We start from the raw sequence: 24,815 nt of genomic DNA, 5'->3' as shown, positions 1-24,815 counted from the left end.
GCTAAACCGCTGCAAAACATATTGCAGCGGGGTAACCACGTTTTGGTGAACTCTTGAGGCCTTTTAAGCCATTGGCCAATCACCGTGCCTACGGAATCAGCGGCCTCATCGATCATCTGCGCCGGCAGAAAAAATACGAACTGTGTCACAGCTTCGCAATATGAAATCCTTCATAAAATCGGCGCCAATAAAACCAGCGATACGCGGCTGCTATTGAGGCGGTGAATTCAGGTCACTGCGAGAGTCTTAATATTTAAGCACATGATGATCTGTGCTCATTAAAATATGTGTAACAAAATTCTCATTAATTAGTGAAGGATGAGACCCACTGCCTCGGGTAAAAAATGAGTGCGTGCGGTGTTGCGTTCATTCATGTTGATCGATTTAAAATCATCAATAGCCGCAAGCACAACGTTGGCAAACTCTTGCGGAGTTTCCGCTTGCCAAAAACATTTTTTTACCTGTTCGGGTAATCCGCCCAGCCCGATGGGGGTGGCCACAAGCTGGCACGGGGTGAACAGCATCTCAACAGATTTCACGTTGACACCGCTGCCGGCAAATACCGGATTAACCAACACCTTGGCATTGCGCAGTACCGGAACAATATCAGGTGGATTGGCCAGAACATCAACGCCAGATAACTTCGCCAGATCCAGCAACTCCGGAGCCGGTTTGCTGCCCGCAATAAAAATTTTGACGCCAGGAGATTTTGACCGCACCAGCGGAACAACTTCTTTCAAAAACCAGACCAGGCCATTGACGTTATTCGGCATGAACAGATTTCCCAAATAGCCAACGTCATATTTTGGTGCGTAATTGTTATTGTTGGAAAGTTGCCGAGATAGCTCGATGTCCACGACAGGCGGGAGCCAGTGGCCGTGATTAAATCCCTTGTTTTGCCAGAAAACAAGATCTTCAAAGGAAATATCGTAAAACTGGCTTGCCAGCTTGATGGTTTTATATTCAATAGCTTCCATGCCGCGGGCATTGAAAAACCATTTTATTTTTTCCGGCAGTTTCTTGGCCAGCAGAAACTGTTTTTTTAGATAAGCATATTCAATATTATGACTTCGATAATAAAGCTTGATATGCAATGACTTCACCAGTTTTTCAGCCAGCAGGTAGCCATAAACTGAATCAAGAAAGATAATATCGGGCCCAAAATTCTTGATCTTGGACACCACGGAAGCAAAATGTTGGTTGGTCAGCGATCGATTGCTGACCGAGCGTGGCAGGAATAGCGACCTGTACAGTTGATGACATTTATGGAGAAATCCATCGTGGTAGGGGAGAAGAATCAACTCGTCCACCACCGCGCGCACGGCATCGATTGAAGCTGTGTCCTGGCTCACTTGTGGATCAGCCCAGGCAATAAGACACACCCTCGCACCGAGTTCTTTCAGCGCGCAAATTCGGCGCCACACATCCACTTTGCCACCGTGCGTCGGTGGATAGGGGAATTCATTTGCGATGATGACAATACTATTCAATGTTAATCTCTGTTGCCGCCAATGTATTAAGTGCCGCCAATCGCTTGACGCCTGCCCAGGAGTCATTGACCACCTTTGTCAGCAGGGGTAAGTTGTCAACCAGAAATGAAATCGCGAGAAATATGTCTTCCTCCAGACTCATCGACTGGGGATCCAGCATTAATTCGGCGGGTAACTTGAAATAACTGAATAAACCTTCGAATTTTCCCTGGTAGGTCAGCACGCTGACCGGCTTCTTCATGCCCAGTGTCGCGATGCAAAGATGCATCCGTGCCGAAAAAACGGCATCCATATTTCCAGCGATGAATTTAAGCTCGGTGGCGCTGTAGGGATGTCTGTCCAGATAAATCCTGTCGCCGGCCTCATTTTTTACAGTGGCGTAGATGCGCTCCAGCAATCCCAGATCGGCCTCATCTGAGCCTCTGAAATCATGGGAAATAAGCAGAACCGAAATTGAATGTTCACCCATCGCGCGGAGCAGTGCCTTGGCGCAGTCCTGGATGAATTGGGTTTTCACTGCCGGATCAGACATGTCGAACAGCATGGGATGAACATTGAATCCAATGACTTTCGAGCCGCTTGCTTTCGTCTCGTCAATCCAGCTCAACAACCGATCCATCTGAGGTATAGCCTCTGATTCATGCAGCTGAAACGCGGCATCGGCGGCGCATTTCGCCTGTCTGCCGGTCATTTTTTCAAAACGTTGATGCGAAACAGGGTCGCGCAACAATACCGTCACATGCGGCGACACTTTCTTGATGAGATTGATGATTTTCAAGGCGGGCGTCGAGTTGAAAGAAAATCCCAATATGGTTGATTTTTTTCCGAGTCGAGCCACCGAATCCGCGACAACCCAGAGCCGGGATGAGTTCAAGAGAGAGTAATGTCCATCCATGGTGTCGGCACCGACAATCATGATGGAATCAAAATGAGAGCAGACCTCCAATATATCTGCCAGCGACCATGACGGATTGGCCCACTGTGGAATAACTTTAATTTCATACTCCAGCAAAATCGGGTGCTGAAAATCTGCGTAAGTCAAAAGGCTGATGATGGCGTCCGGATTCTTTGCCCGTATGGATTGGATCATGGCCAGCATCATGGCCTCGTCACCGCGCGAGCCGATGACGGTTCTTTGATCACAAGGAATGATCAGGAATTTCTCAATAGGACCGTGTGGCACCGGTGGGTTAATTCCCATTTCATCAATGACATTTTTCCACTCCCGCATCAGCAATGGAAAACGAATATATTCACGCAGTCTGGATTTAAAGGGGAGTTTTTGCATGTCAAGCGACCTTAAACTTATTTTTTAATAGAAACAATAAATAGTGAAAGTCTTTATTGAACAGAGTAAACAGTGATGTGAAGTAAATAATAAAAGATGTCACCATGGTCAGCAGAAGAACGAGTATTTTGTGGGTCGTTTCAAAATGCTTGACGATAAAATAGCATCCCAACCACATGAGCGCCGACGCAAGCATGAAGGGAAATATGGTTTTTACGACCAACAAGAGTTTCAGCTTTAGCCTGGACAGTCCAAAATAAAAACTGATGGGCGCCGCCAATAATTGGCCAATAACGAAAGCCATTATCAATTTTTCCAGACCGGCGCTGGAAAAGAAAAACAGGGAAATAAACGCGAATAATATTTTAAAACAGACCGTCACCAACGTGAGATTGCTCTTGCCCAACGCATTCAAGCACGATCCATTGTAAAACTGCAAAACTTGAACCGCCCCCAGCAAGGAAAGGGCACTGAAGACATATGAACTTTCTGACCATTTGTCTCCAAAAAATAGGGGAATAACAAGGCTTGCTGTTGCGGAGAGGAATACAAAAATGGGGAAGGCCACGGCACTTGAAATTTTCAGTGCTGAGACATAGGCGCTGGCTAATTTGTCGAGCTGTGATGAAAGTCTGGAAAATCCGGACAGAGCAACATCGAGAACAACTGAACTTAACATCTGCATGAGTATGAGATACAGCCGTGCGCCCACCGAATACAAGCCCAAGCTCACGGCACCCAGAGCGTAACCAATAAAAATATCAATGGATTTTTGAGATATGAAATCCAGCAATTTGGTAAGAAAAACGCTGATGCTGAAACCCAGTAACTTGAATGCTGGTTTGACATCGAGATGGAGCGTCGGGCGCCAGATGGGGTAGTACCAGACATAGGTTGCATTAATCGTGCTCAGTATCAAAAACTGAATCAACAGGCTGTAGGCTCCAAATCCGTAAAAAGCAAAAACACAACCAAAAATGCCGCTCACCAAAGAAGCTATTAAACTTCGAACGGCCAGCATCTTGTATTTGAATTCACGCCGATAAAGTGCCTGCTGGCATAAAGCCGTTGAATTTATCAGGATTGAAAGGGAGCCGTACCGGATAATTTGTGACAAATCCGGCATTTTCATCTTCTGCGCCAGGTAAGGCGCAGACAGGTAGACCGTGAAAAATACAATAAAAGAGAAAACTATATTTAACCAGAAGACGGCATTGACCAGTTCGTCGTTCAGCTCATTGGTTTGAACCAAGGCATCACTAAGTCCCTGATCCACAAACAGCTCAAAAAACAGAAAGATAACGGTTGCCGCTGCAAACAGGCCGAATTCATAGGGCGTCAACAAGCGTGACAGGACAAGAAATACGGCCAGGGAAGACAGTCTGCTTCCCCAGCTGCGCACGGCGGACCAGAGCAATCCTGATGAAACTTTTGAACTGAGACTATTTGGCATTTAGATAAAGAAAATAGTTTTTATTTGATTTTTAATGCTCAACAGGCCGCGAAATCAAGGCGCATCAAGGATGCGAGTTGGCGATCGAAGTTTTCTCGCGAAAAGTAAGTTACATAGCTTGGCAATATTGAACGGGCGCGCTCCCGCAGCGCATCGTTTTGAAGCCATTCAATGACGGCAGTCGCATACGAATCAGCATCGCTGCTGATGCGGATCGGGGAGGGTGAGACACGGGGAAACCCAATGGCTCCCACGTCGGTGGTAATGCAGGGCAAACTATGGGCGAAATAGTCCAGCATTTTTATCTTCAATCCGCTGCCGGCAAGCACCGGGTTAATCGCAAAGCCGGTGTTGCACGCAATGGCCGCAATATTATCGACACGCCCATGGAGCATGACATTCGGGCTGGGTTGAAGGCCGTCGCAGACCGAACCGACGACATCCAGTGCGGCATCGGGGACGGTCGCCAGGACCTGGGGCCAGATTTCATCCAGAAACCACTGAAGACCCTGGATATTGTGGTGCGCACGGCTACCCAGGTAGAGCACGCGCCGGCCAGGATTCGGGGTGGGTATGCCCGGCACCGCGACGTCCAGCGGTGACATCAGCGCCGAAGGGGTGGAGGATGGGGTGAGAGCCTGCAGCAGCGTGGCATCGTCGTCGCTGATGGCAACAATCCGGTCAAAGTAATTCAAACTTGCCGCTTCATCCTCCGCGCTGACCCAGGGTGTCACCGGGATTCCTTGCGCGGCGATGGACTGGCAACGTTGGTAAAAAACATCGTGCGCGATCAGTGCCAGCTTTGGCGATGACTGCAGGAAGGGAATGAAACCGGCGCGAAAGATTGTGTCGACAAATACCCAGTCGGGTGCTATCGAATCGATTCGGCGAGCGATGGAAGCGGACTCCGCTGGATCGAGTCGACGGCCGATAACAGCCGCTGGAGGACCGCTCTGGCGCTTGCGCGATGACCGAAATGACATCAAATTCTGCAACCGTACCCGCAGTGCGGTGGGCAAACTTGCATAGACACCGCGCAGCATGGCGGCGCGTGTTGAAGGAAAGCAGAATCCACCCAACTCAAACGCATGCAGGTAATGAAAGATGGGTTTGTTCGATCCCAACTGCTGGCCTGGCCTGAAAACCAGACCGGGAAGCCGTGGCCCGGTGACGCAGAGATGGACTTCTTTTCCGGATGTCAGAAAATAATCCAGGAATGCACGGTTGTAGGTTGAGTAGCCGTTATGCCCTCTGCATGGCAGTTCTTCGACAACCATGAAAATCTTATCGCTATTTTGTTTTTTATTATTCATCTGAGGGTGATAACTTAATATTGTTATTTGACAATCTGAATTGCAGTAGATTCGTTGACTGCACGGGCAAATAGTTATCGTCAGAAGTCATGAAAACCTCACATGATCCATCGGGCATGTCAACGACGGAAACCCCCTCCATGTTGTCCACGTAACTGGCCCATGAATTAGTCGCCAGAAGGGTCAGTCCTTTCAGGGTGCTCCCGGCCTTGATATTGGTTGACTGAACCAGCTTCAAACGGATTTCAAAGAAACCCAACCAATTTAGTTTGCGCTCCAGAACCAAAAGCCCGCATGTCTTTGAAAAAGCAGCATCGGAAACATCGAATCCGGACGTGGCTTCATATTGCAGGGCTTGTATATCCGTGCTGTCACGGTTTATGGGAAGCAACCAGGCGGGCAGCGATGCCGTGTCTGAATCTGGACTGCGCTCGGCAATGGCCAGCAGTTGGGGCGCCTGACCCGTCGTCTCCACGAAAGCCAGCGCCTCTATTCCCCGACCTTTGGGCATTCGCTTCAGGGCGGCCCGTCGCTTGAACGGTTGAACCGGCGCGGCGAGTGAGCCCGGCACGTTGGGCGCAAAGAAAATGCTTGAACCAAAGCTCTCATCGGCCAGGTAGGCACCGTTGTTGCCCACGGCCAGCGCCTCGATGTCACCATGCCCGGTGGCGCGTAAGGAGCGTCCTCCGGCAGCTTGTACCGGTGCCATCACGGCGTGCTCCAATCCAACCAGCTGCTTATCTCGCCAAACGGGTGTGGCTCGTACCCAATGCCCTGTGTCCGTGATGGCCAGCAGAACGTCACGGTCTTTGGACAGGTGCAGCGCAGACAGTCCGCCGAAGGCTTCTGACGGGCTTGTCAGTGTGATGCCATGTTCGAAACGAAGTTGTTGTGCAAGTTCGGCATGCTTGATGGACGGGAATCGATCAAGTGTCTTGATGGGGCTTGACTTGATATGCACGCGGTCTTCAGCGACCAGATCCGTATGCGGTTTTCCTTTGAGCAGGAAAATCCCCAAAGCCAGGGCCGCAGCCAGGAAACCCGCCAGCAAAAGAATTCGGCGCAGCATCAGGGTGTGGTGATCTTTTCAACGAGTGGCGTACGGGTGGCGAATCCCTTCAAGGCGCAGCGAATACTGGCCCACAACTGTTTGGGCTTTAACTCGCCATTGGCAAACAGATAGATGCCAACCAGGCTTTTCCTGACAAATGACCACCACAGCCGGACGTCGCCTCTGGCGGCTCTCGCCAATGCAAAAAGGCTGCCGCCAAAGTAGGTGGAACGAACCCAGACCTGTCGGTCCCGGTGGCCCACCAGGGGCAAGCGACTGATGAGCGTTTTTCCGGTGTTGAGGGTGAAGGCGCGCAATGCAAAATCGAGATCTTCCCCCCCGTTGATGGGCGCACCCACGCCCAGGCGCTCATCGAAAAAGCCGACTGACCTGGCCATATCGGCCCGCAGGAAAAGTGTGTTGGACGACACTGTCCGCACAAATTGACCACTGCTTGTCAGCACCTCAAAGGCCCCTGAATTGGACGTATCGGCAACGGCTTTCGGAGCAGACGAGTACTGGCAGGTCGCCATGCCCACTTGGGGAGCACTGAAAAATAGGGTGGTCATGCGTCGGATAAAGCCTGGGGGATACCAGGCATCGTCATCCGGAAATGCAAGCCAAAGGGCGTTGCTCAACAACCCGTCTTTCTCGACCTCGTTGAGCATGAGGTTGCGCGCACGCGAGAGTGAAACCCGGCCCGGCAACTGCAGGAAACGAACATCGTGCCGGACCCAGTCGGTCTTGAGTGCGGCAGCCGCTTGTTCTGAGCGCTGCAGCAGCACATAGTGAATGACACGGACATCGTCTTCTTGCACTTGCTGGCTGACACTGTTGAGCAGGCGCAGCAGTTCGTCGGTACGGCCACCCTGCACATCACAGGTTGTGAGCAGCAGGGCGTCAAGCTTGGGGGGTGTCAGGGCAGTGCTTTGCATGGGGATCAATCCAGGTTGTTTTCGAGAGATTGCCGGTTTTGAGTTTCATCGGCGTTGCTCAGGCGGCCATAGCGACCGGTTTCAATGCCTTCGCGCAGGACCTTGGCGGGGTTGCCCGCCACAATGCAATGGGGTGGCACGTCCCGTACCACCACTGAGCCGGCGCCAATGATGGAACCGTCGCCCACGAGCACGCCGGGCAGGACGATGCTGCGTGCGCCCACAAAGCAGTTCTTGCCAATGCGCGTGTGCAAGCGCAAACCTCGGGTCAGGTCATGGGTCAGAATGGCGGCATCAAACGCCACGTAGCTGTATTCCCCGACATGTACGCCGCGCGGGTTGGTCTTGTCGAATTTTGCAGACAGGGAGAAATTGCAGGTGGGATGCAAATCCATCTTGAACAACTGAACGTAAGTCAGGCGAACAAGCGAGATGATCAGTTTTCGCAACGATGAAAGATGCGCGAGACGTAGTGCCATATCAGCTCAAGTACTTTCCAATGGTTTTGTTCAAAGCGGGGACCGCGGCAACAGTTTTTTTCAGAAGAATGGGGCCCCATAAGCCGGTGACAAAAGTAACCAGCAAGAGAAGCCCAAAGTCCTGCTGAGGCAGTGGAACAACCTTTTCATAGCCTACTTTGGCCACGCCAATGAAGATCACGTTCAACAGATAGATCGTCATGGAGAGGCTGCCAAAATAGCCCAGCATGTTTCTCAAGCGCTCGGGCAGCACGTCCACGAGGGCAGGCACGGCCAGGCAAGAGATCAGACCGCAGATCAACAGACCGTAATCACGATTCCACGGGGCCATCAGCACCAGCATGAAACCGGCAATCGCTGCGATTCTCAACCTCGATCCCGACAAGCGCGGCAGGAATTCCCTGTCTGCGGCGATGCATCCGGCCACAAAGAAGACGTAATACTGTGCAACGCGGTTGGCGTACAAGATGTCATCCAACCGAATGAAGTAAAGGACCAACGCGAATAACCCCAACCAGGTCCATCGACTTCGAAACAGCACGAACAGCGCGGGCGTCACGAGGCAATACACAAACAGGACAAAAAGATACCAAATCGTCAAGACGGGACTGGATTCGGTATCAATGAAGATCGATGTCAAGCCAGAAGCCAGACTCAATGGCGCCTCATCGATTGAAAACCACATGGCAGAGAGCCATTTGCCAAGGATGGTGACAACACCAATGAAGATAAAAGGTACCAGCAAGCGGTTGGCACGTCGACCTGCGAAACCAGAAAAATCCGCCAGTCCGCGCACATGGTGATTGGCATGGCGAAAAACATAACCGCTCATGAACATCAATAGCGGCATGTGGAAAAGGTAAACCTTGAACTTGAAAATGGTGTACCAATCCGGAACCCCGGGCGTGCCAAACTTGACCAAGTGCGCCGCTACCACAAGAATGATCCCTAAACCTTTTACCGCCTCGATCAGTGCAATTCTTGCATTCGGTTGTTGTTGCAAGGGTGTGCTCATCTGCTGGCGACCGACTGCCCGCGTGACGGAATAGCGGCTGATGGACCCCAGGATATGACCAGAGGAATCAGCAGGCAGTAACTGAGAAAGAAAACATTGTCGGTTGATGCGTAAACAAACAAGAGCAAGACGAGAGCCAGTGTCTGGAGGGTAATTTTGGACAAAGCGTTGGCGGAAGACTGGACGAAGAGAAGAAACAGACTGCCCAGGAAAACCGGGGCACCCAGATAACCGAGTTCAACCAGTGAACGCAGATACTCATTGTGAGCCGCCGAAGTGCGTGTAATTTTGGTAATCGATTCCGGTATCAGTAGTCCATGGTGACCAAATCCGACGCCTGCCAAGGGATAGCGCGCAATCCATTCGCCAAGGGCGGCCCACATGTCTTCCCGTCCACTGGTCGAGCCCGACATGAACCTTACCAGGATCTGATCGCCGAAGGTCAACAGAAAAATCACGATCGCCGTCAAGCCAAGCCCAATAAAACCGATCCGGGAGGCTCCGCCCCGCGTAGCGCCGACGATGACCAGCGCACAACTTGCGGCCGCGCAGACGGATGGCATTCGCGTGCCGGACAAGAGACAGATAACGAGGCTGGCCGTGCACAAGGCGAGATAGCGAAAAGACTTGTGCTGGGAATAGAGGAACGCACTGCTCAGGGCGCCCGCATAACACGCTGCCGCCAGAAAGGCGGGATGCAGCGCACCCCCCAGGCGTTGCGCGCCGGTATGGTCGCGAAAAATAATGGGGATCCCCATGGCCACCCAAAGCACCAGCGAGTAACTCACGAGAATAAACGGAAGGACGGCAATACTTTTAAGCGCCAAATTACGCTCGCGCTCGCTCGGCCTTGCCAAAAAGAATGGAACGAGGGCGAACAATGCCGTCGCTGCTGAAGCGGCGCGGCCCCAGGAGAAGGCAAAGAATTCAGTGAACACCGCGCCGAGAAAAATGGTCAGCAAAATGACCAATGCCGTGATGCTGGCACCCCAGTTTTTGGGCTTGTTCGCGAGGTAAATCAGTCCTGCGGCCAAAAATAGCGATTTTTCCAGCGCGTTAATATTGCCGAGCCCCGCGACCACGCCCAGATTGAGTACCAGCAACAGGAGGGCCACCAACCAGGCCATGCTGAACAAATTGGCGAGTGCATTCCCTTTGTTCAGATGCACCTCGGGCATAACGGATGCGGTTCGACTAGGCATCGTTTAGCACGGATCCCACGAGGGCTACGCCACTGTCTTGCAGGCGACGGGCCAGCTGGGCCGTGTTGTTCACCAGGCTCTTGTTTTTGCGGGCGACCATCAGCGCGGCACCCGCGCGGGATGCAATGATTTCTGCGTCGGCATAGTCGCCACCGGCAGGGGTGTCGATGATGATCACATCGAACTTGTGAGCGGCGATTTGCATCAAGTCGCTATACGCGGCGCGGCCCAGTAGTTCTTGCGGGTTAGGCGGCACAGCGCCTGCGGGGAGAACCGCCAGGCCCGGCAAGCCGGGGACAAGTTGAGCGGCCTCCAGGCCCGCACGGTTTGCCAATATGCCAGACAGGCCCGCGCCTTTGCCCAGCTTGAACAGGGCGTGCTGGCCCTTGCCGGGTGAGGCGCGCAGGTCGCCATCAATCAGCAAGGTGCGCTCACCCTGTTGCGCGAACACAATGGCCAGGTTGGCGGCGATAAAGCTGCGGCCCTCGCCTTTGTCGGCGCTCACCACGGCCAGCATTTTGTGGGTGCGGTCGGTGTCAAACCAGCGCAGGATGAGCTGGCTGCGCACGGCGCGCAGGTTTTCTCCCACGTGGCTAAACGGTTTGTAGGCGGCGACCAGATCGGGACTGAGGCTGGTGTCCTGTTCGCCCAGGTACGCGTAGCCGAATTGCTGGCTCAGCGCAAAGTCAATGTCGTCTTTGGTGAGTAGTTTCATGGCCAGGGCGGCATCGCCGAACTGGCTGTTGTCTTGCCGCTGCCGCTCCAGGATGCGGGCGGCATCTTCGGCGCTTAGGCGGCCGGTGGCGACCAGTATGTCGCCAATCGACCGTGGAGATGCCCGGGTGGCGTTTCGCAGTGGGGTGATGCCGGTAACTGTGTTCATGCGCGTGCCCCGGTGGTTGCAGTGTTGTTCAAAAGATGTTTTGTGACGGGCCTGCGCAAGCGTGAGGCCGAGCCGACTGAGCCCAATACGGGCAGGCCTAGCGCTTCCATCAGGTCTTGTGCCGAGCGCACGCGCCGGTTCGTCAGCTCCAGCAGCAGCGCCAGGCCGATGCCCAACAGGGCGCCTAAAAAGATGGCGGCCAGTATGTTCAGCAGTACGCGGGGTTTGGACGGACTGGTTGGCACGGTGGCAGCGTTGAGGACTGCGATATTGGTCTGCTTGGTCTGGCTTTCGATGTTGGTTTGTGACGCGCGCTGGCTCACAGCCTCAAAAACCCGTTGCGCAGACTCCAGGTCGCGGCGCATCACATTCAGCTGGTCGCGTTGCTTGTTAAGTCCCAACACGCGGGACTTTTGGGCGCCCAGCGCGCCCTGCAATTGCTGCTCGCGCTGTTTGCTGACCTGGTAGGTGGTCTCGATCGAGCTGGTGATTTTCCCTGTTTCGGCGCCAAGCTGGGCTTTGAGCGCGGCCAGTTCGGCCTCCGTCCGTTGGGTTTGCGGGTGATTCTTGCCAAGGTTGATGTTGGTCTCGTTCAGCTTGGCTTCAAGCCGGGCGATATCGGCTTTCAGGCCGTTGAGCAAGGGGCTTTGCATGACCTCGGCTACCGTGTCCGACTTGCCGTTTTGGCGTTTGCTTTGGCTGTCGGTGGTCTGGCCTTGCACGACTGTGAGCTGGCTGGAGGCTTCATTGAGCTTGGCGATTTCAAAGTCAAGCGCTTCGTCGGAAGCGGTGAGACCGCTTTTCTGCTGGTAGGTGGTCAGGGTCAGCTGGGCCTTCTCCAAATTTTCGCGTGCGGTCTTGGTCTGCTCTTCAAAAAACGCAGCGTACTGGCGGGCCGGACCCACCCGCAAGTCGAGGTTGACGTTGATGTAGGCCTGGGCAAAGCCGTTGGCCACAGCAGCGGCACGCTCGGGGTCGGGATCTGTGAAGTCGATACTGATGACGTTGCTCTCGCGCGAGGGCTTCACATCCAGCTTTCGTTGTAGCAAGGATGCAAGCCAGTCGACCATCTGACCTTGGCCCAGCGTCGCCTCCTGCCATTGTTCCCGAAGGGGGGCGCTTTCTTCCATGCGAAGCAGCTTGACCACCGCTTTGGCCACGCGCTCGCTATTGATGATGTCCATTTGCGTGGCCATGTAACCTGGGGCTACCACGCCTTGCAGCATCAGGCCGCCCATCTGGTCGGGCGACTTGATGTCCACCACCACGGCGGCGCTCGCCGTGTATTGTTTGGGCAGTATCAGGCTCACGATGATGGCTGCGGTAACGGTTACCAGCAGGGTGAACAGCGCCACTTTGTAGCGGGCGCGCAGGCTGAGCAGGAGTTTTTGGAGTGTCATGGAAGTGGTATTTGTGCCGGTGCTTGGTTTAGAAAATGCTTTCTTTGACGTAAATGACGTCATTGGGAAGCACCGGATCGGTTAGCTTGGGTTCGACTTGTTGAATACTGCCGTCCGTCGCTTTGCGGTGCAGGCGCAGGCGTTTTTCACTGCCGCGGGTGGTGGGTCCCCCGCCCAGGGCCAGGGCCTGCATGACGGTCATGTTGCGTTCAACACGGAATGAACCGGGCCGTTGGGCTTCACCGTAGATATAAAACACCGGGGCGCGGTGCACATAGATGCTGTCACCGGCTTGCAGCACGATGTCGTCCTGCAGTTTCTCGCCCAGAAAGATGGATGCGATATTGATTTGCTTGCGAAACGGCTGGCCGTCCCGCAAACCGGTGACGATGGCGATGTCGTCACCCGTCGGGGTGGCGCCGCCTGCGTTGGCCAGCATGTCGCTCAGGCGGGTGCTGGCGGACTCCAGTGGAAAGCGCCCCGGACGTAGAACCTGTCCGAGCACCGCCACCTGGTTGCCGCGGATCTGAGTGAGCGCAATGTTGACCTGGGGTTTCTGGATGAAGCCGCCTTTTTGCAGGGCATCGGCAATTTTCTTTTCGGCCGCGGCAATGGACAGGCCACCGATTTCGACGGCACCAATCAGGGGGTAGGTAATAGAGCCGTTTTCAGAGACGCGGGTTTCAATGGTGAGGTCAGGGTTTTGAAACACTTGTATCCGAATGGCGTCACCAACGCCCAGCGGATAGTCCGGCTTGACCTGGGACGGTGGCGTCGGCGTCGGCGTCGGTGTTGAGGCCACGGCTGCCGTTACTGGTGCTGGCGCCTGAGCATGGGCGGTGAGGCCGGAAAAAGCCAGAATGGCGGCCACCAGAAGATGCGGATTGCGATTGAGCTGCTGTTTCATGGGGAGTTCCGGGTTGTTAAACGGGTGAATGGGAAGTGCTGGCGTCATTTGAGCCAGGCCACGCCTTTTTTGATGCTGCTCTTGCTTGGGTCATCTGCAGCGGAGGTCTGTTCTGCCGTGGGCGCTGTACCTTCGCCCTGGGCAAAGGCTTCGTTGTAAGTGATCTTGGCGTTGGCTCGCAATTGCTTGAAATTGGCAGTCACGGCTTCGCCAGCGCGTTGGTTGCTTAAGAACTTCTCAATGCGCGGCAGTGCCGTGGCTTCATCCACGGGCGAGCGCTGTGATGAAACGACGTGCAACAGCGTGTTGGTTTGGGGCGCTGCGATAACTATGCTGCGCCCGTCCTTGATCGCATGGATTTGCGCCAGCAGCTCCATCGGAATTTGCTCTGCGGCGCGGGTGGCACTGCTGCTGCCGAACTTGATGCCTTTGATTTTGAGCCACGCCGCAGCCGTCTCGATGGGTTTTCCAACTGAGGCAAAGCTGCGCAGCTTGTCGGCTACATCTGCGGCCACGGGCACCACAATTTCTTGCACGTTGAAAATGCGCCGCTCCGAAAACAGCTGGGGGTTCTCAACATAGTATTGCTGGATTTCTTCTGCTGTGGGTTTGGACAGCGCTGCAGCCACTTTCTGCATGTAGGCGCGGGCCAGAATTTCACGGCGCGCGGCTTCTATTTGCGCCAGCACCTCGGGGGAACGGTGGAGCTTGCTCTCAATGGCCCGGTCGACGGCGAGTTGCTGGTCAATGAGTTTCTCAAGCACTTCGCGGTTGATGGCTTGTGTCGCCTCGGGCGTGGTGCCCGAGGTGTTGGTTTGGCTGAGCACCTGGTTGATCTGTTGCACCGAGATTTCTTCGGAATCAACCTTGGCAGCAACCTGTGAGACCACCTTCTTGTCGTCTTTTTTTCCGCAGGCGGACAGACCCAATACAAGGGCTGCGGCCAGTAGAGTCAGGGTAAAGCGGGTACTAGATGCGGTCATGGTGCAGTGAACTCAGTAGCTGAACTTGGCCGACAGCGTGGCCATGTTGCTGTCGTAGTCAAGATTGGGCAGGTTGGAGGTCCGGGTTGCTCTTTGCAGCGAGGCGCCGAGCGTGACGTATTTGTAAGGCTGCCACGCCACTGCAAGCATGGTGTTGTGCAGGGTGTCGCTGCGCTGGGCTGCGGCGTCGACGCCGGTGGGCGAGCCCTGGTAGTCGCGCTGTGCAAATTCGTAGTTCAGGCGAACCACTGTTTTGGCGCTGGCTTTCCAGACCGGGCCGAGGGACAAACGGTTGGTCTGGCTGTGGGTGGAGTTGTAGTTGAAGTCGTCGTTGGGGGAGTTCGCGTCATGCTGATCGCTCGCCAACTCGCGCATCCAACTGGCAGCCAGCGCGGTTTTTCCGGTGATGTTCCAGTTGAGTTTGACGCCGGTGTTCAGGCCGCTGTAGTCGAGCTGGGTGAAATGCGGGTGGGTGCGGTTGACGTGGGCTGCGCTGATGTCTGCGGTGGTGTTGCCGGTGAGAATCCAGTGAAGGCGTAACTCATTGTCCAGTTGGCGGAAGCCGCCGTCATACAAACCATCGGTGGATGGCAGGTGATTGAGGTAATTGCCCTCGGTGGTTCTGGCCGTGTAAGTCAGTGAGCTGCCTGATGTGAAGGCGTAACGCAGGCCCGCGTCGGCAGATGATGAGCGGTAGTCTTCCCCAATGACTTGGGTCTGCACCGGCGTCTGCCCCTGGGTCAAAAGGTTGGTTTGGGTCGATTTCGACACGCCACCGAGCACACGCCAGACACCGTCGATTTCATACAAGGCGTCAAAACGGGTATTGGTGTTGGTGCGCGGCACGCCCTGGGCGTTTACCAAACTGCTGGGTGAATCTTTGCGCTCGGTGTTGAGCGAGTCATTGCCCTCGGAGGTAATGAGATCGGTGTTGAGCGATTCCTTGCGATCGGTCGTGAAGTTGCCGTGCAGACGAGGGGTCAGGGCCCAGCGCCAGGCGGCGTTGTAATTGTGCGCGGTGAAATTGCGGTCAGTGAAATGCTGATACTGGTGATCGATCAGGTTGAAGTCAAGTTCAAACTGCTGCAGGCTTTGCCGGGTGTTGAAACTAAAACCCAGCGTAGTGGTACCAATCTGGTCTGAAGTGCCACCTGGCAGGCGAAGCGGATTGCTGTCACTGAGGCGCGAATAGCCGGCATTGAGCTTGAAAGGCGGCTCTTCTGTTTTTGTTTGCGCCCACGCAGGCGCGGCGCTCCATAGAAGCAGCAGGGTGGATGGCGCAAGCCAGTAACGGTGGTGCATCAACATGTTCAGTAGGCCTTTTGATCTTTAAGTACCAGACGGATGGTTTTGAGAATAATGTGGGCGTCCAGTTGCAGTGACCAGTTGCGCAGGTAGTCGAGGTCAAAGTCGATACGGCCCTGCATCTTGTCCAGGGTGTCGGTTTCGCCGCGGTAGCCATTGACCTGCGCCCAGCCCGTGATGCCGGGCTTGACTTTGTGGCGCACCATGTAGCCTTTGATGAGCTTGCGGTAGAGCTCGTTGTGCGCGACCGCGTGCGGACGCGGACCGACAATGCTCATGCGGCCCTGCAGCACGTTAACGAATTGAGGCAGCTCGTCGAGTGATGACCGGCGTAAAAATGAGCCCAGCGGGGTGATGCGTTTGTCATTTTTCTGCGCCTGCTTGATGGCCCCACCGTCTTCCGTGACCGTCATGGAACGGAATTTGTAGACCAGAATTTCTTCGCCATCCAGTCCGTAACGGCGCTGCTTGAAAACGATGGGTCCTGGTGACCCGAGCTTGACGGCCGCGGCAATCACAAGCAATACGGGAAAGATCATGATCAGGATCAATATTGAAAAAACGATGTCCGCCAGCCGTTTCACCACGCCATTGGTGGCTTTGAAGGGCGTTTCACAGACCGAGATGACCGGCGTGCCGCACACTGAACTGGATTGGCCCTGAATCAGGTCGGTGACAAACATATCAGGCACAAAATAGATTGACGCAGTGGTGTCCTTGAGGTCGTCCAGAATCTGCAGGATGCGTGGCTGCGACGCCATGGGCAGCGACAGGTAGATCAGCTGGATGTTTTGGGTCTTGATCTGGTCGGCCAGTTGGTCGAGCTTGGCCAGCAACATGTGCGGGGAGGTCGTGTCCAGGCGCTCGGTGCTGCGGCTGTCCACAAAACCGACCAGTTCCACCGTGGAGAAGGGCGACGCGCTGATTTTGTTGGCGAGTGCCAGCCCCTGCTCGTTCATGCCCACAATCAATGCACGCTTCTTGGGTCCCTGCAATTTGAGCAGCATGGGCGCTGCACGGCGCAGCGCAAGGCAGGCCCCGAGCTTGGCCAGCGGGGCCACCAATAGCCATGTGTAGAAGACGGGCTGGGAAATTTCGTTGATGTAGCCCGAGGCGAAGGCCCCGATCAGCAGCAGGCCCGCAATCCAAAACCAGTTCACGGCAATGTCCAGCGCTTCGGAGAAGACCGGAGATTGCAGCCGAACCTGGCCCGGAAAGGTCAGGGCAAAAACCAAAATCGATAAAACGACGTAATGGGGAAGGATTTCGCCGTCGAACAAATAAGCGAGGCCCCACAGGGAGAAGACAAAGGCGCAGGGGCCGGTGGCGGACTCGAACAGGCTGAGCAGATTGTCTTTGCCGAGCGAGGCTTGTTCGGGCTGCTTGTTCAGGGCTGCCGCGGAGAGGGTATTTTGGATTTCAGACATCTTTGGTGAATACCTTGTACGGATGGACAGCCGGCAAGCCGTTGCTGTCTGCAAGCGTCCGGAAGACGCGCGTGAAATTTCCCTGCACCCACCCGAGCACATCGAATTGGTTGCGCACCGTCGCCGAATGCCGGCGCATCGCCTTGCGGCAAACCGACTGCGCGCGAAACCTGAAATTGTTGGAGGAGTTCAAGGTCGTCCCATTGATAAAGGTATCCCGAAAACGGGGGGGCCTCACGGCAGCGACTTGTCCATGGAAGCATTCACGAAAGATACGCAGCCCATGTGGGCTTTCGGCGCTATCCTTTTTGCGGAGGCGAGAGCCTCTTGCGCAGGTCAGCCCGCGTTGGCCTTGATGCGCCGCACTGCAATCGTGCCCATCAATCCCAGGCTGGCCAGCAGCATGCCCAAGGGACCCGATTCGGGAATCCGGGAAGCAGCCATGTCGCCAACATAGGAGGCCTGACCGCTGCTAATTCCGGTGCCGGCAGCTTTCAGTTCAAATGACCCGGCGGCGGGCAATGTCGTTCTACCCGCAAAAATAGGGTTCGTAACTGTGTAAGACGAGTTGCTGACTGGGACGGGCGAGACAAAGCGAGAAACGCCGTTAAAGGTTGCCGACAATTCTTTCATTGCACCGAAGCTCAATGAGCTGAATGCGATCGCCACATTCGTGACGGAGGCATCAAAGGTGGATGACGATCTTGGACTGAAACCCCAGGCGTCAGTAAATTCACCAGAAACGGTGCTGGCAAAGGGCGCACTTGGAACTAAGGTCCCCACGGCCCCGCCGTTCGCGTAAGCAAAACTGCTGGCGGCGCTGAGCGCTGCAATGGCGATGACGGCGATTTTTGTCTTAAGTTTCATGAATTTACCCTCTCACGCTGGAAAAACTAAGCGTGTCGTCAGGCTAACACGAGGGTTATCCCGAATGCGAAAGTTCTGAGTAACTTGAAGTAACTTGAAGTGGCTTAACGTTACTTGCCGTCATATACCTGTCATTTGGATAAAACAAGCAATTCTGGTGCGTCTGGGTGTACCTGTTTGGCGCCAAAAGCCGCCTGTTGGGACCGGCAAGCCGGACTAGGCGCTGTTTTGTGATGCTTCCATGCCCCGTGTAAGGGCGTGCGATTAGACGAAGGCAGGTGCAACCCACCTTGAACTTGGGTTTCCTGTCGGCGCTCGCCAAAAGATCCATACGCCAGTGCGTAAGCACGAGAGTATGGCGCTCAATGTGCGGCCAAACTTGCCGGCGGAGTTCCGCCAGGCAGTACCGCCTCCGCCGGAGGCCTCAGCCCCCGGACTCAACCGTCGAGGTGGCGTGCTGGTCTTGGCCCAGTATTTCCGCCAATTGCGGCAGTGCCAGCTGAAGCGCTGCCTTCAAGGTGTGGGGCGGATTGATGATGAACATGCCGCTGGCAGGCAGGCCGGGGCGAATGACATCACCGGCTTCATCGGCCGTCAACTTGCTTGACTTTACGGTCAAGGTCGCGTTGAGCCATTTTTTGCCCGATTTCGTCGCCAGAGTCTTCAGTTTGCGCGGCACGTCGTGCGCCTCGGGTCGTGGAATGATGGGGTACCAGACGGCGTAGGTGCCGGTGGCAAATCGAACCAGTGAATCAGCAACCATGGCCACGACGCGGGCGTAATCATTCTTGATCTCATAACTGGGGTCACTCAAGACCAAAGCCCGGCGTGCGGGGGGCGGCAGGAATTTCTTGATACCTTCAAAACCATCCTCGCGTAACACAGCAACTTGACGCCCGGCTTCAAGCTGGGCGATGTTGGCAGCCAGTGTTTTGGTGTCGGTGGGGTGGATCTCAAACAGCTTGAGCTTGTCGCGCTCACCCAGCAGGCGCTGGATGATGAAGGGCGAGCCCGGATAGACCTTGTGGCTGCCTTTGTTGTTGAAACTGGCGACCAAGTCCATATAGTCCTTGATCACCGGCGCCAAGCCCTCCGCTATGGATTTGGCCGCAGCTGACGGTTTTTTGGCGGGGGCTGGCGGCGTATTGATGAAGGTGAGCAACTTCAAGAAGCCGTTGGCCGCTTCTCCACTGGTTTCGGCATACTCGCCGTCGAGCCGGTACAGACCGGCGCCGGCATGGGTGTCAAACACCGTGAGCGCCGTGTCCTTTTGCAGCAAATGCCGCAGCATGGCAATGAGTGTGGTGTGTTTCAGAACGTCGGCGTGGTTGCCGGCATGAAAGGCGTGGCGATAACTAAACATGGTGAATTTTAACCGCCCCGTGCCTAATTTTGTATAATCTTGGGCTTCGCAGCGCTTTTGTGGCTCCGCGGCGGAGCTAGATCCCCACCTAAGAGATTCCCATCAGAGGAACGCCGACCGTGGAAAAGAGCCCGACAAACCCTCTTCAATAAGAGAAATCTCATGACCAAAACTTTCAGCGCCAAATCCGCTGACGTGGTGCACGAGTGGTTTGTGGTTGACGCGACCGATAAGGTCCTCGGACGAGTAGCCAGCGAAGTTGCTCTCCGTTTGCGCGGCAAACACAAGGCCATTTACACGCCTCACGTCGATACCGGTGACTTCATCGTCATCATCAACGCATCCCAATTGCGTGTCACTGGCGCCAAGCCCATTGACAAAGTGTATTACAGCCACTCCGGCTACCCAGGTGGCATTTCCGCCATCAACTTCCGTGACATGCAAGCCAAGTTCCCTGGCCGCGCTTTGGAAAAAGCCGTCAAGGGTATGTTGCCTAAAGGCCCGTTGGGCTATGCCATGATCAAGAAGCTCAAGGTTTACGGTGGTGCTGAGCATCCCCACACAGCCCAGCAGCCCAAAGTGTTGGATATTGCAGGCATCTCTGCCAATGCAATCAAAAGGGAGTCCGCGAAATGATCGGTGAATGGAACAATGGTACCGGCCGTCGCAAATCCAGCGTCGCTCGTGTCTTCCTGAAAAAAGGCTCCGGCCAAATCGTGGTTAACGGCAAAGACATTTCCAAATTCTTTGGTCGTGGTACTTCCATCATGATTTGCAAACAGCCTCTGCTGTTGACCAACCACGCTGAAACGTTTGACATCATGGTCAACGTGGCTGGCGGCGGCGAGTCTGGCCAAGCTGGCGCTGTGCGTCACGGTATTACCCGTGCCCTGATTGACTACGATGCCACGCTCAAGTCCGAGCTGAGCAAAGCTGGTTTCGTCACGCGCGATGCCCGTGAAGTCGAACGTAAGAAGGTCGGCTTCCACGGCGCACGTCGTCGCAAGCAGTTCAGCAAGCGTTAATTTCAGAAGAAGTTACGCCAACGAAATGTTGTGCAAAAGCAGCCGCCAGAATGCAGATTCCGGCGGCTGTTTGCATTCTGGCTGCTAGACTTCACGCCCCATGCGACTTCGTTTGATCCTTCGCCGCCTGACTGTCAGCGCCCCGCGCATGGCTGTGCGCAGTGCTTTGCCCTGGCCGTTTCGCTGGGCTGTGGTGGCTATCGTCTTTGGCTTTTGTGCCGCCATCGCGTTGTGGGCCTTCGAGTTTGGCAAAGGCATTGCCGGGCTTGAGAAAGGCAGCAAGGCGGAACTGCAACAGTCGCAATCCCAACTTGGGGCTTTGCGTGCAGAAGTGCTGACCCTGAGGCAGGAACGTGACAGGGCGCAGTCGATCGCCAACACCGTTGACACTTTGCTGACCTCGGAAAAAGTGGCGCAGGAACGATTGCTGGCTCAAAACAAACAGCTTGAAGTCGATAACCAGAGCCTGCGCGATGATTTGGGATTTTTTGAAAAACTGATACCCACGGCGGGTGCCGACAGCATTGCAATACGTGGCTTGCAGGCTGAGCTCCATAACGGGCGCGAGATCAAATGGCAGGTGCTGGTCATTCAGGCGCTCAAGAGCCCGCCGGAGTTCAATGGACGCTTGGAGCTGACTTTTACCGGTGTGCTCCATGGCAAGCCTTGGTCGGCGGCGTTGCCCGGCGGAGCGCAGGCCTTCAAGCTGAGACAGTATGGTCGACTTGAAGGCACGTTTGAGCTGCCACCTCAAGCCGTTGTCAGGAGCCTTACTGCCAAAATCCTGGATGGTTCCCTCACCAAAACGGTGCAATCCGTCACGCTTTAGTCAAGTTCACAGTTCAACGCATGCAAGGATACTGACGTGTTTAACAAGAAAAAACAGCCTCCCATTAAGAGTTTGATTGCCGAGGGCAGTCAGATTGACGGGAATTTCAGGTTTTCTGACGGTCTGCGCGTTGATGGCGCGGTGGTCGGGAGCATCAGTGGCAAACCGGATCAGGCGAGCATTCTGGTGATCTCGGAGACGGCCATGGTGACAGGTGAAGTCCATGCCGATCACATTATCATCAATGGCACGGTGAATGGGCCCGTGCATGCGCGTCTGATGCTGGAGTTGCAGCCCAAGGCTCGCATTACGGGGGATGTGCACTACACGGCGCTGGAGATGCATCAAGGAGCCATCATCGCCGGGCAACTGCGCCCCATTCTCGGGGCCGATGAAAAGCCCACACTCAAGTTGGCGGCAAATAACGCCTGACTGAATTCCTGACCAATTTGCTGTACTATTCTCAAAGTAATATTGAAAACTTGTGGGGTCAGGCCGCAGTCACACAGTGGCAAGTTCTGTCCTCCACTATTTAGGAGTACCCATGAGTGCCGTCGCAGAAAACATCCAAACTGAAATGCCAAGCCCGATTCTCTTCACCGACAGCGCTGCCGCCAAGGTGGCCGACCTGATTGCTGAAGAGGGCAACCCGGACCTGAAATTGCGCGTTTTTGTGCAAGGGGGCGGGTGCTCAGGCTTTCAGTATGGTTTCACTTTTGATGAAATCACCAACGAAGACGACACCACGATGACCAAGAATGGCGTGTCCCTGTTGATTGACGCCATGAGCTACCAATACCTGCTGGGCGCTGAAATTGATTACAAGGAAGATCTGCAGGGCGCGCAGTTTGTGATCAAAAACCCCAACGCCCAGTCTACCTGCGGCTGCGGATCGAGTTTCTCGACCTGAGGGGAGTCTCTTGGCTCAGGCCGGGTAGATTCCACCCAGTACACGGGCGCCTTGGGCGCCCGTTACTGCTTCTAGACTTGATGTTTCGCGCCTGACCGTCTTGCGTGCCAGCCAGGCGAAGGCCGCCGCTTCCACCTGCAGGGGGTGGAGTCCGTGGGCTTGGGAAGAGTCGACTTGCAGCGATGGCAAATGCGCCTGCAGCCGATTCATCAGGTGGGTGTTGAAAGCGCCCCCTCCGCAGACAATGAGGTTTTTGCTCTCGAATCCATAGCGCTTCACGCAGACTGCACAAGCGCTAGCGGTCAATTCTGTCAATGTTGCTTGCACATCAACCGGTGCCACCGAGGTGAATCTTTCAAGTTTCCTGGCCAACCAGATGGGATTGAACAGGTCGCGCCCGGTGCTTTTGGGCGCCGGTTGGTCAAAGTAGGGTTCTTCCAGCAGCGCAGCCAGCAAGTCGACGTGCACCCGTCCAGCGGCCGCCCAGGTACCGTCGGCGTCAAAAGCCTGGCCAAGATGTTGCCTGCACCAGGCGTCCATCAGGGCATTGCCGGGCCCGCAATCAAAGCCGAGCACATCGTCCGTCATTTTCGGACCCAGCACCGTGAGGTTTGAAATGCCGCCAATATTGAGCGTTGCCACCGTCTCGCCAAGGCGCCCAAACACGGATTGGTGAAAGGCCGGCACCAGCGGGGCACCTTGTCCACCGGCCGCCACATCGCGGCTGCGGAAGTCGGCAACGACTTCAATCCCGGTCAGCTCGGCCAGCAGAGCCGGATTGTTGAGTTGCAGGGTATATCCGGTGCCGTCAAAGGCTTGGGGCTGGTGCCGCACGGTCTGACCATGCGCGCCAATGGCGTTGACTTCGGTGTGTTTAATGCCAGCCTGATCCAGCAAATTGGCAACCAGGTGGGCGTACACGCGAACCAGTGCGTTGGCCGCCAAGGCGGCCCGGTGCAATTCATTGGGTCCGGGGCTGTTGAGGGCCAGCAGTTCCTCGGTCAAGGCCTGCGACAGAGGTGCACTGCCATAGGCCAGAACGGCCAGGCGGGTGCCGGAAATATCCGCCAAAACACCATCCACACCGTCCAGCGAAGTGCCAGACATCAGACCTACAAAAAGTTCAGACACGGTCGTGTTTCTGACCCGAGCGTCTACTGGGCGCTGGTTTGTTGTATGGAAGCAGCGGCCGAGAGCGCAAGCCGTGCTTCCGATGACAAACGGTTGAACAAAGGCTTGGCTAAAGCCGTCACGGCCACCGCCTCGCTTTGGCGTGCAATCGTCAAAGGGTCCTGGTGTATCCCGTTGACGCGGAACTCAAAATGCAGGTGCGGACCGGTTGCCCAGCCAGTAGAGCCCACGGCGCCGATATTCTGGTTTTGGCTGACGGTCTCGCCTTTGTGAACATTGATGCGGCTCAGGTGTGCATAAACCGTGGTGTTCTGCTTGCCGTGATTCACATAAATCACATTGCCGAAACCATTTTGAACACCGGCAAATTCAACCACGCCATCGCCAACGCTGCGCACCGCTGTGCCGGTCGGGGCCGCGTAATCCGTGCCCAAATGTGCTTTCCACATCTGCAAAATTGGATGAAAACGCATTTTGAAGCCACTGCTCACGCGCGAAAATTCGACGGGGGATGCCAGAAAGGACCGGCGCAGGCTCTGACCGTCCAGGGTGAAGTAGCCGCCTTTGCTACGGGAATCCGTGGCGCCTGACGCATTGGCGGTCTGGCTGCCCGCGGCCACGGGTTCCTGGAACCACATGGCCTGGAAGCTCTTGCCCGCGTTGACAAATTCGGCGCTCAACACGCGCCCGGTACGAAGGGGTTCGCCATCGCCTTCGAGGGTTTCGTAGACGATGGAGAAGCGATCGCCCTTGCGCAGCGCGCGATGAAAATCAATATTGCTCGAAAAAATCTCCGCCAGCTGAGTCGCGACCGCATCGGGAATTCTGGCCTCGTCGGTGGCGGCGAACAGGGAGGTCTGGATCGTGCCGCTGGCCAGCTGGGTGGATGCGGTCAGCGGTGCTGACTCTATGCGTGACTGAAAGCCTTTGGGTGTTTTCTCCAGCACCAGGCGTTGGAAGTTGCCGCCGTTGTCAGCGCTCCAGCGGGCGCTGAGCTTTTGCAGGCGATTGTTGTCGCTGGTTTCCGCAGTCACGTTGCGACCGCTTCGGCCCAGCAACTGGCGGGCCGTGGCGTCGGTACGCAGGAAGGTGGCGGCGGCCGTGTCGTCAACGCCCAGCCGCTTGAGCAGGGTGTCCGCCGTGTCACTGGAGCGGGTGACGTCGGATCTGTACAGATTGAAGGACTGGATGTTCAGGTCATCGGACGCAGCATTCAAAGGCAGTGCTTGGACCGATTCCAGGATTTCCCGCACCGGTAAATCTGACGGGTCCGGCGCGAAGGAGGCCACGGCGAAGGCCCCGCCACCGCCGCCGAGCATCAAGGCCGCAATGACGGCCGTGATGCGTTTGGGGTGTTGTGTGATGGTTTGACTGGCTAAAGTCAGAAAAGCATTTTTTGCGTTAGCAAGGCTGTTAATCAAAACAAGCGTTCCAGGTGAGGTTGGTTTGTGTGTAACCGAACGGACAAAAGAGGGTGCTCATGCTTGAGGAATTAAAATCAGGCGCTTGAGCGAACGCAGAGTATAACTTCGCTCCACCCGAATGCACCAAGAAAAACC

25 protein-coding genes are annotated in these 24,815 nt (G+C 55.4%); 5 read left to right on the top strand and 20 right to left on the bottom strand.

All coding sequences use genetic code 11. From position 1 onward, the window contains the following. Nucleotides 1–308 precede the first annotated feature (308 nt). The 18 genes from C5P05_RS20915 to C5P05_RS20830 all read right to left on the bottom strand — a co-directional run bounded on the left by C5P05_RS20915 (nucleotide 309) and on the right by C5P05_RS20830 (nucleotide 19,361). Nucleotides 309–1,490 carry a glycosyltransferase gene (locus C5P05_RS20915; protein ID WP_157979412.1) on the bottom strand — a complete coding sequence of 394 codons (1,182 nt, stop codon included), beginning with the start codon at nucleotides 1,488–1,490 and terminating at the stop codon, nucleotides 309–311. Next, nucleotides 1,483–2,778 (bottom strand): polysaccharide pyruvyl transferase family protein, encoded by a 1,296-nt coding sequence (locus C5P05_RS20910; RefSeq protein ID WP_114971774.1) that lies wholly within the window; start codon nucleotides 2,776–2,778, stop codon nucleotides 1,483–1,485. Before C5P05_RS20910 ends, C5P05_RS20915 begins: the two co-directional genes overlap by 8 nt. Nucleotide 2,779: 1 nt before the next feature. Further along, the gene (locus tag C5P05_RS20905) at nucleotides 2,780–4,231 is read right to left on the bottom strand and encodes a lipopolysaccharide biosynthesis protein (RefSeq protein WP_114971773.1); all 1,452 of its coding nucleotides are present in this window, start codon (nucleotides 4,229–4,231) and stop codon (nucleotides 2,780–2,782) included. Nucleotides 4,232–4,269: 38 nt separating this feature from the next. Then, the gene (locus C5P05_RS20900; protein ID WP_114971772.1) at nucleotides 4,270–5,544 is read right to left on the bottom strand and encodes a glycosyltransferase; all 1,275 of its coding nucleotides are present in this window, start codon (nucleotides 5,542–5,544) and stop codon (nucleotides 4,270–4,272) included. Then, a complete protein-coding gene (locus tag C5P05_RS20895; protein ID WP_114971771.1) occupies nucleotides 5,537–6,613 on the bottom strand; it encodes an esterase-like activity of phytase family protein in 1,077 nt (358 codons plus the stop codon). Before C5P05_RS20895 ends, C5P05_RS20900 begins: the two co-directional genes overlap by 8 nt. Then, complete coding sequence (locus C5P05_RS20890) at nucleotides 6,613–7,530, bottom strand: glycosyltransferase family 2 protein (protein ID WP_157979411.1); 918 nt, start codon at nucleotides 7,528–7,530, stop codon at nucleotides 6,613–6,615. Before C5P05_RS20890 ends, C5P05_RS20895 begins: the two co-directional genes overlap by 1 nt. A 5-nt stretch (nucleotides 7,531–7,535) precedes the next feature. Then, nucleotides 7,536–8,009 (bottom strand): acyltransferase, encoded by a 474-nt coding sequence (locus C5P05_RS35025; RefSeq protein WP_114971769.1) that lies wholly within the window; start codon nucleotides 8,007–8,009, stop codon nucleotides 7,536–7,538. 1 nt (nucleotide 8,010) lies between these two features. Next, nucleotides 8,011–9,012, bottom strand: coding sequence for an acyltransferase family protein (locus C5P05_RS20880; protein WP_157979410.1), 1,002 nt, complete (start codon nucleotides 9,010–9,012; stop codon nucleotides 8,011–8,013). An 8-nt stretch (nucleotides 9,013–9,020) separates the two neighbouring features. Beyond that, nucleotides 9,021–10,202, bottom strand: coding sequence for an O-antigen ligase family protein (locus tag C5P05_RS20875; RefSeq protein ID WP_114971767.1), 1,182 nt, complete (start codon nucleotides 10,200–10,202; stop codon nucleotides 9,021–9,023). Between the two features lie 16 nt (nucleotides 10,203–10,218). Continuing rightward, on the bottom strand, nucleotides 10,219–11,109 hold the full coding sequence (epsG, locus tag C5P05_RS20870) for a chain length determinant protein tyrosine kinase EpsG (RefSeq protein WP_114971766.1): 891 nt from the start codon (nucleotides 11,107–11,109) through the stop codon (nucleotides 10,219–10,221). Next, entirely contained in the window at nucleotides 11,106–12,509 is a 1,404-nt protein-coding gene (epsF, locus tag C5P05_RS20865; protein ID WP_114971765.1) for a chain length determinant protein EpsF, read from the bottom strand. The genes epsG and epsF overlap by 4 nt, the downstream gene beginning before the upstream one ends. 28 nt (nucleotides 12,510–12,537) lie before the next feature. Beyond that, nucleotides 12,538–13,416 carry a polysaccharide export protein EpsE gene (gene epsE, locus C5P05_RS20860; RefSeq protein ID WP_114971764.1) on the bottom strand — a complete coding sequence of 293 codons (879 nt, stop codon included), beginning with the start codon at nucleotides 13,414–13,416 and terminating at the stop codon, nucleotides 12,538–12,540. A gap of 44 nt (nucleotides 13,417–13,460) precedes the next feature. Further along, nucleotides 13,461–14,399, bottom strand: a complete 939-nt coding sequence (locus C5P05_RS20855) for an EpsD family peptidyl-prolyl cis-trans isomerase (RefSeq protein ID WP_114971763.1) — start codon at nucleotides 14,397–14,399, stop codon at nucleotides 13,461–13,463. Between the two features lie 12 nt (nucleotides 14,400–14,411). Next, nucleotides 14,412–15,707, bottom strand: a complete 1,296-nt coding sequence (gene epsL, locus C5P05_RS20850; RefSeq protein WP_114971762.1) for an XrtB/PEP-CTERM-associated polysaccharide biosynthesis outer membrane protein EpsL — start codon at nucleotides 15,705–15,707, stop codon at nucleotides 14,412–14,414. Between the two features lie 2 nt (nucleotides 15,708–15,709). Continuing rightward, nucleotides 15,710–17,131 carry an undecaprenyl-phosphate glucose phosphotransferase gene (locus C5P05_RS20845; protein ID WP_114971761.1) on the bottom strand — a complete coding sequence of 474 codons (1,422 nt, stop codon included), beginning with the start codon at nucleotides 17,129–17,131 and terminating at the stop codon, nucleotides 15,710–15,712. After that, nucleotides 17,124–17,324: a hypothetical protein gene (locus C5P05_RS20840; protein WP_114971760.1), complete on the bottom strand. Its 201-nt coding sequence runs from the start codon at nucleotides 17,322–17,324 to the stop codon at nucleotides 17,124–17,126. The genes C5P05_RS20845 and C5P05_RS20840 overlap by 8 nt, the downstream gene beginning before the upstream one ends. A 143-nt stretch (nucleotides 17,325–17,467) precedes the next feature. After that, entirely contained in the window at nucleotides 17,468–17,998 is a 531-nt protein-coding gene (locus tag C5P05_RS20835) for an FxDxF family PEP-CTERM protein (protein WP_114971759.1), read from the bottom strand. A gap of 424 nt (nucleotides 17,999–18,422) precedes the next feature. Next, nucleotides 18,423–19,361 (bottom strand): 23S rRNA (adenine(2030)-N(6))-methyltransferase RlmJ, encoded by a 939-nt coding sequence (locus tag C5P05_RS20830; RefSeq protein ID WP_114971758.1) that lies wholly within the window; start codon nucleotides 19,359–19,361, stop codon nucleotides 18,423–18,425. 162 nt (nucleotides 19,362–19,523) lie between these two features. Here C5P05_RS20830 and rplM point away from each other — a divergent pair, with 162 nt between their 5' ends. The 5 genes from rplM to erpA all read left to right on the top strand — a co-directional run bounded on the left by rplM (nucleotide 19,524) and on the right by erpA (nucleotide 22,125). Further along, nucleotides 19,524–19,997 (top strand): 50S ribosomal protein L13, encoded by a 474-nt coding sequence (gene rplM, locus C5P05_RS20825; protein WP_114971757.1) that lies wholly within the window; start codon nucleotides 19,524–19,526, stop codon nucleotides 19,995–19,997. Continuing rightward, on the top strand, nucleotides 19,994–20,386 hold the full coding sequence (gene rpsI / locus C5P05_RS20820; RefSeq protein ID WP_114971756.1) for a 30S ribosomal protein S9: 393 nt from the start codon (nucleotides 19,994–19,996) through the stop codon (nucleotides 20,384–20,386). Before rplM ends, rpsI begins: the two co-directional genes overlap by 4 nt. Nucleotides 20,387–20,486: 100 nt before the next feature. Continuing rightward, on the top strand, nucleotides 20,487–21,215 hold the full coding sequence (locus C5P05_RS20815) for a DUF6776 family protein (RefSeq protein ID WP_114971755.1): 729 nt from the start codon (nucleotides 20,487–20,489) through the stop codon (nucleotides 21,213–21,215). 36 nt (nucleotides 21,216–21,251) lie between these two features. Next, nucleotides 21,252–21,647: a bactofilin family protein gene (locus tag C5P05_RS20810; RefSeq protein ID WP_114971754.1), complete on the top strand. Its 396-nt coding sequence runs from the start codon at nucleotides 21,252–21,254 to the stop codon at nucleotides 21,645–21,647. A 112-nt stretch (nucleotides 21,648–21,759) separates the two neighbouring features. Further along, entirely contained in the window at nucleotides 21,760–22,125 is a 366-nt protein-coding gene (gene erpA / locus C5P05_RS20805) for an iron-sulfur cluster insertion protein ErpA (protein WP_114971753.1), read from the top strand. A 15-nt stretch (nucleotides 22,126–22,140) separates the two neighbouring features. Here the strand turns inward: erpA and C5P05_RS20800 are convergent, their stop codons facing one another. Beyond that, on the bottom strand, nucleotides 22,141–23,256 hold the full coding sequence (locus C5P05_RS20800) for an anhydro-N-acetylmuramic acid kinase (RefSeq protein WP_114971752.1): 1,116 nt from the start codon (nucleotides 23,254–23,256) through the stop codon (nucleotides 22,141–22,143). 23 nt (nucleotides 23,257–23,279) lie between these two features. Next, nucleotides 23,280–24,677, bottom strand: a complete 1,398-nt coding sequence (locus C5P05_RS20795; protein WP_232834598.1) for a M23 family metallopeptidase — start codon at nucleotides 24,675–24,677, stop codon at nucleotides 23,280–23,282. Between the last annotated feature and the right edge of the window lie 138 nt (nucleotides 24,678–24,815).

The organism is Rhodoferax ferrireducens, from assembly GCF_003347515.1.
In the GTDB taxonomy this organism is placed as follows: domain Bacteria; phylum Pseudomonadota; class Gammaproteobacteria; order Burkholderiales; family Burkholderiaceae_C; genus Rhodoferax.
The sequence above is the reverse complement of the archived record's forward strand: the minus strand, read 5'-3'. Positions and strand labels throughout refer to the sequence as shown.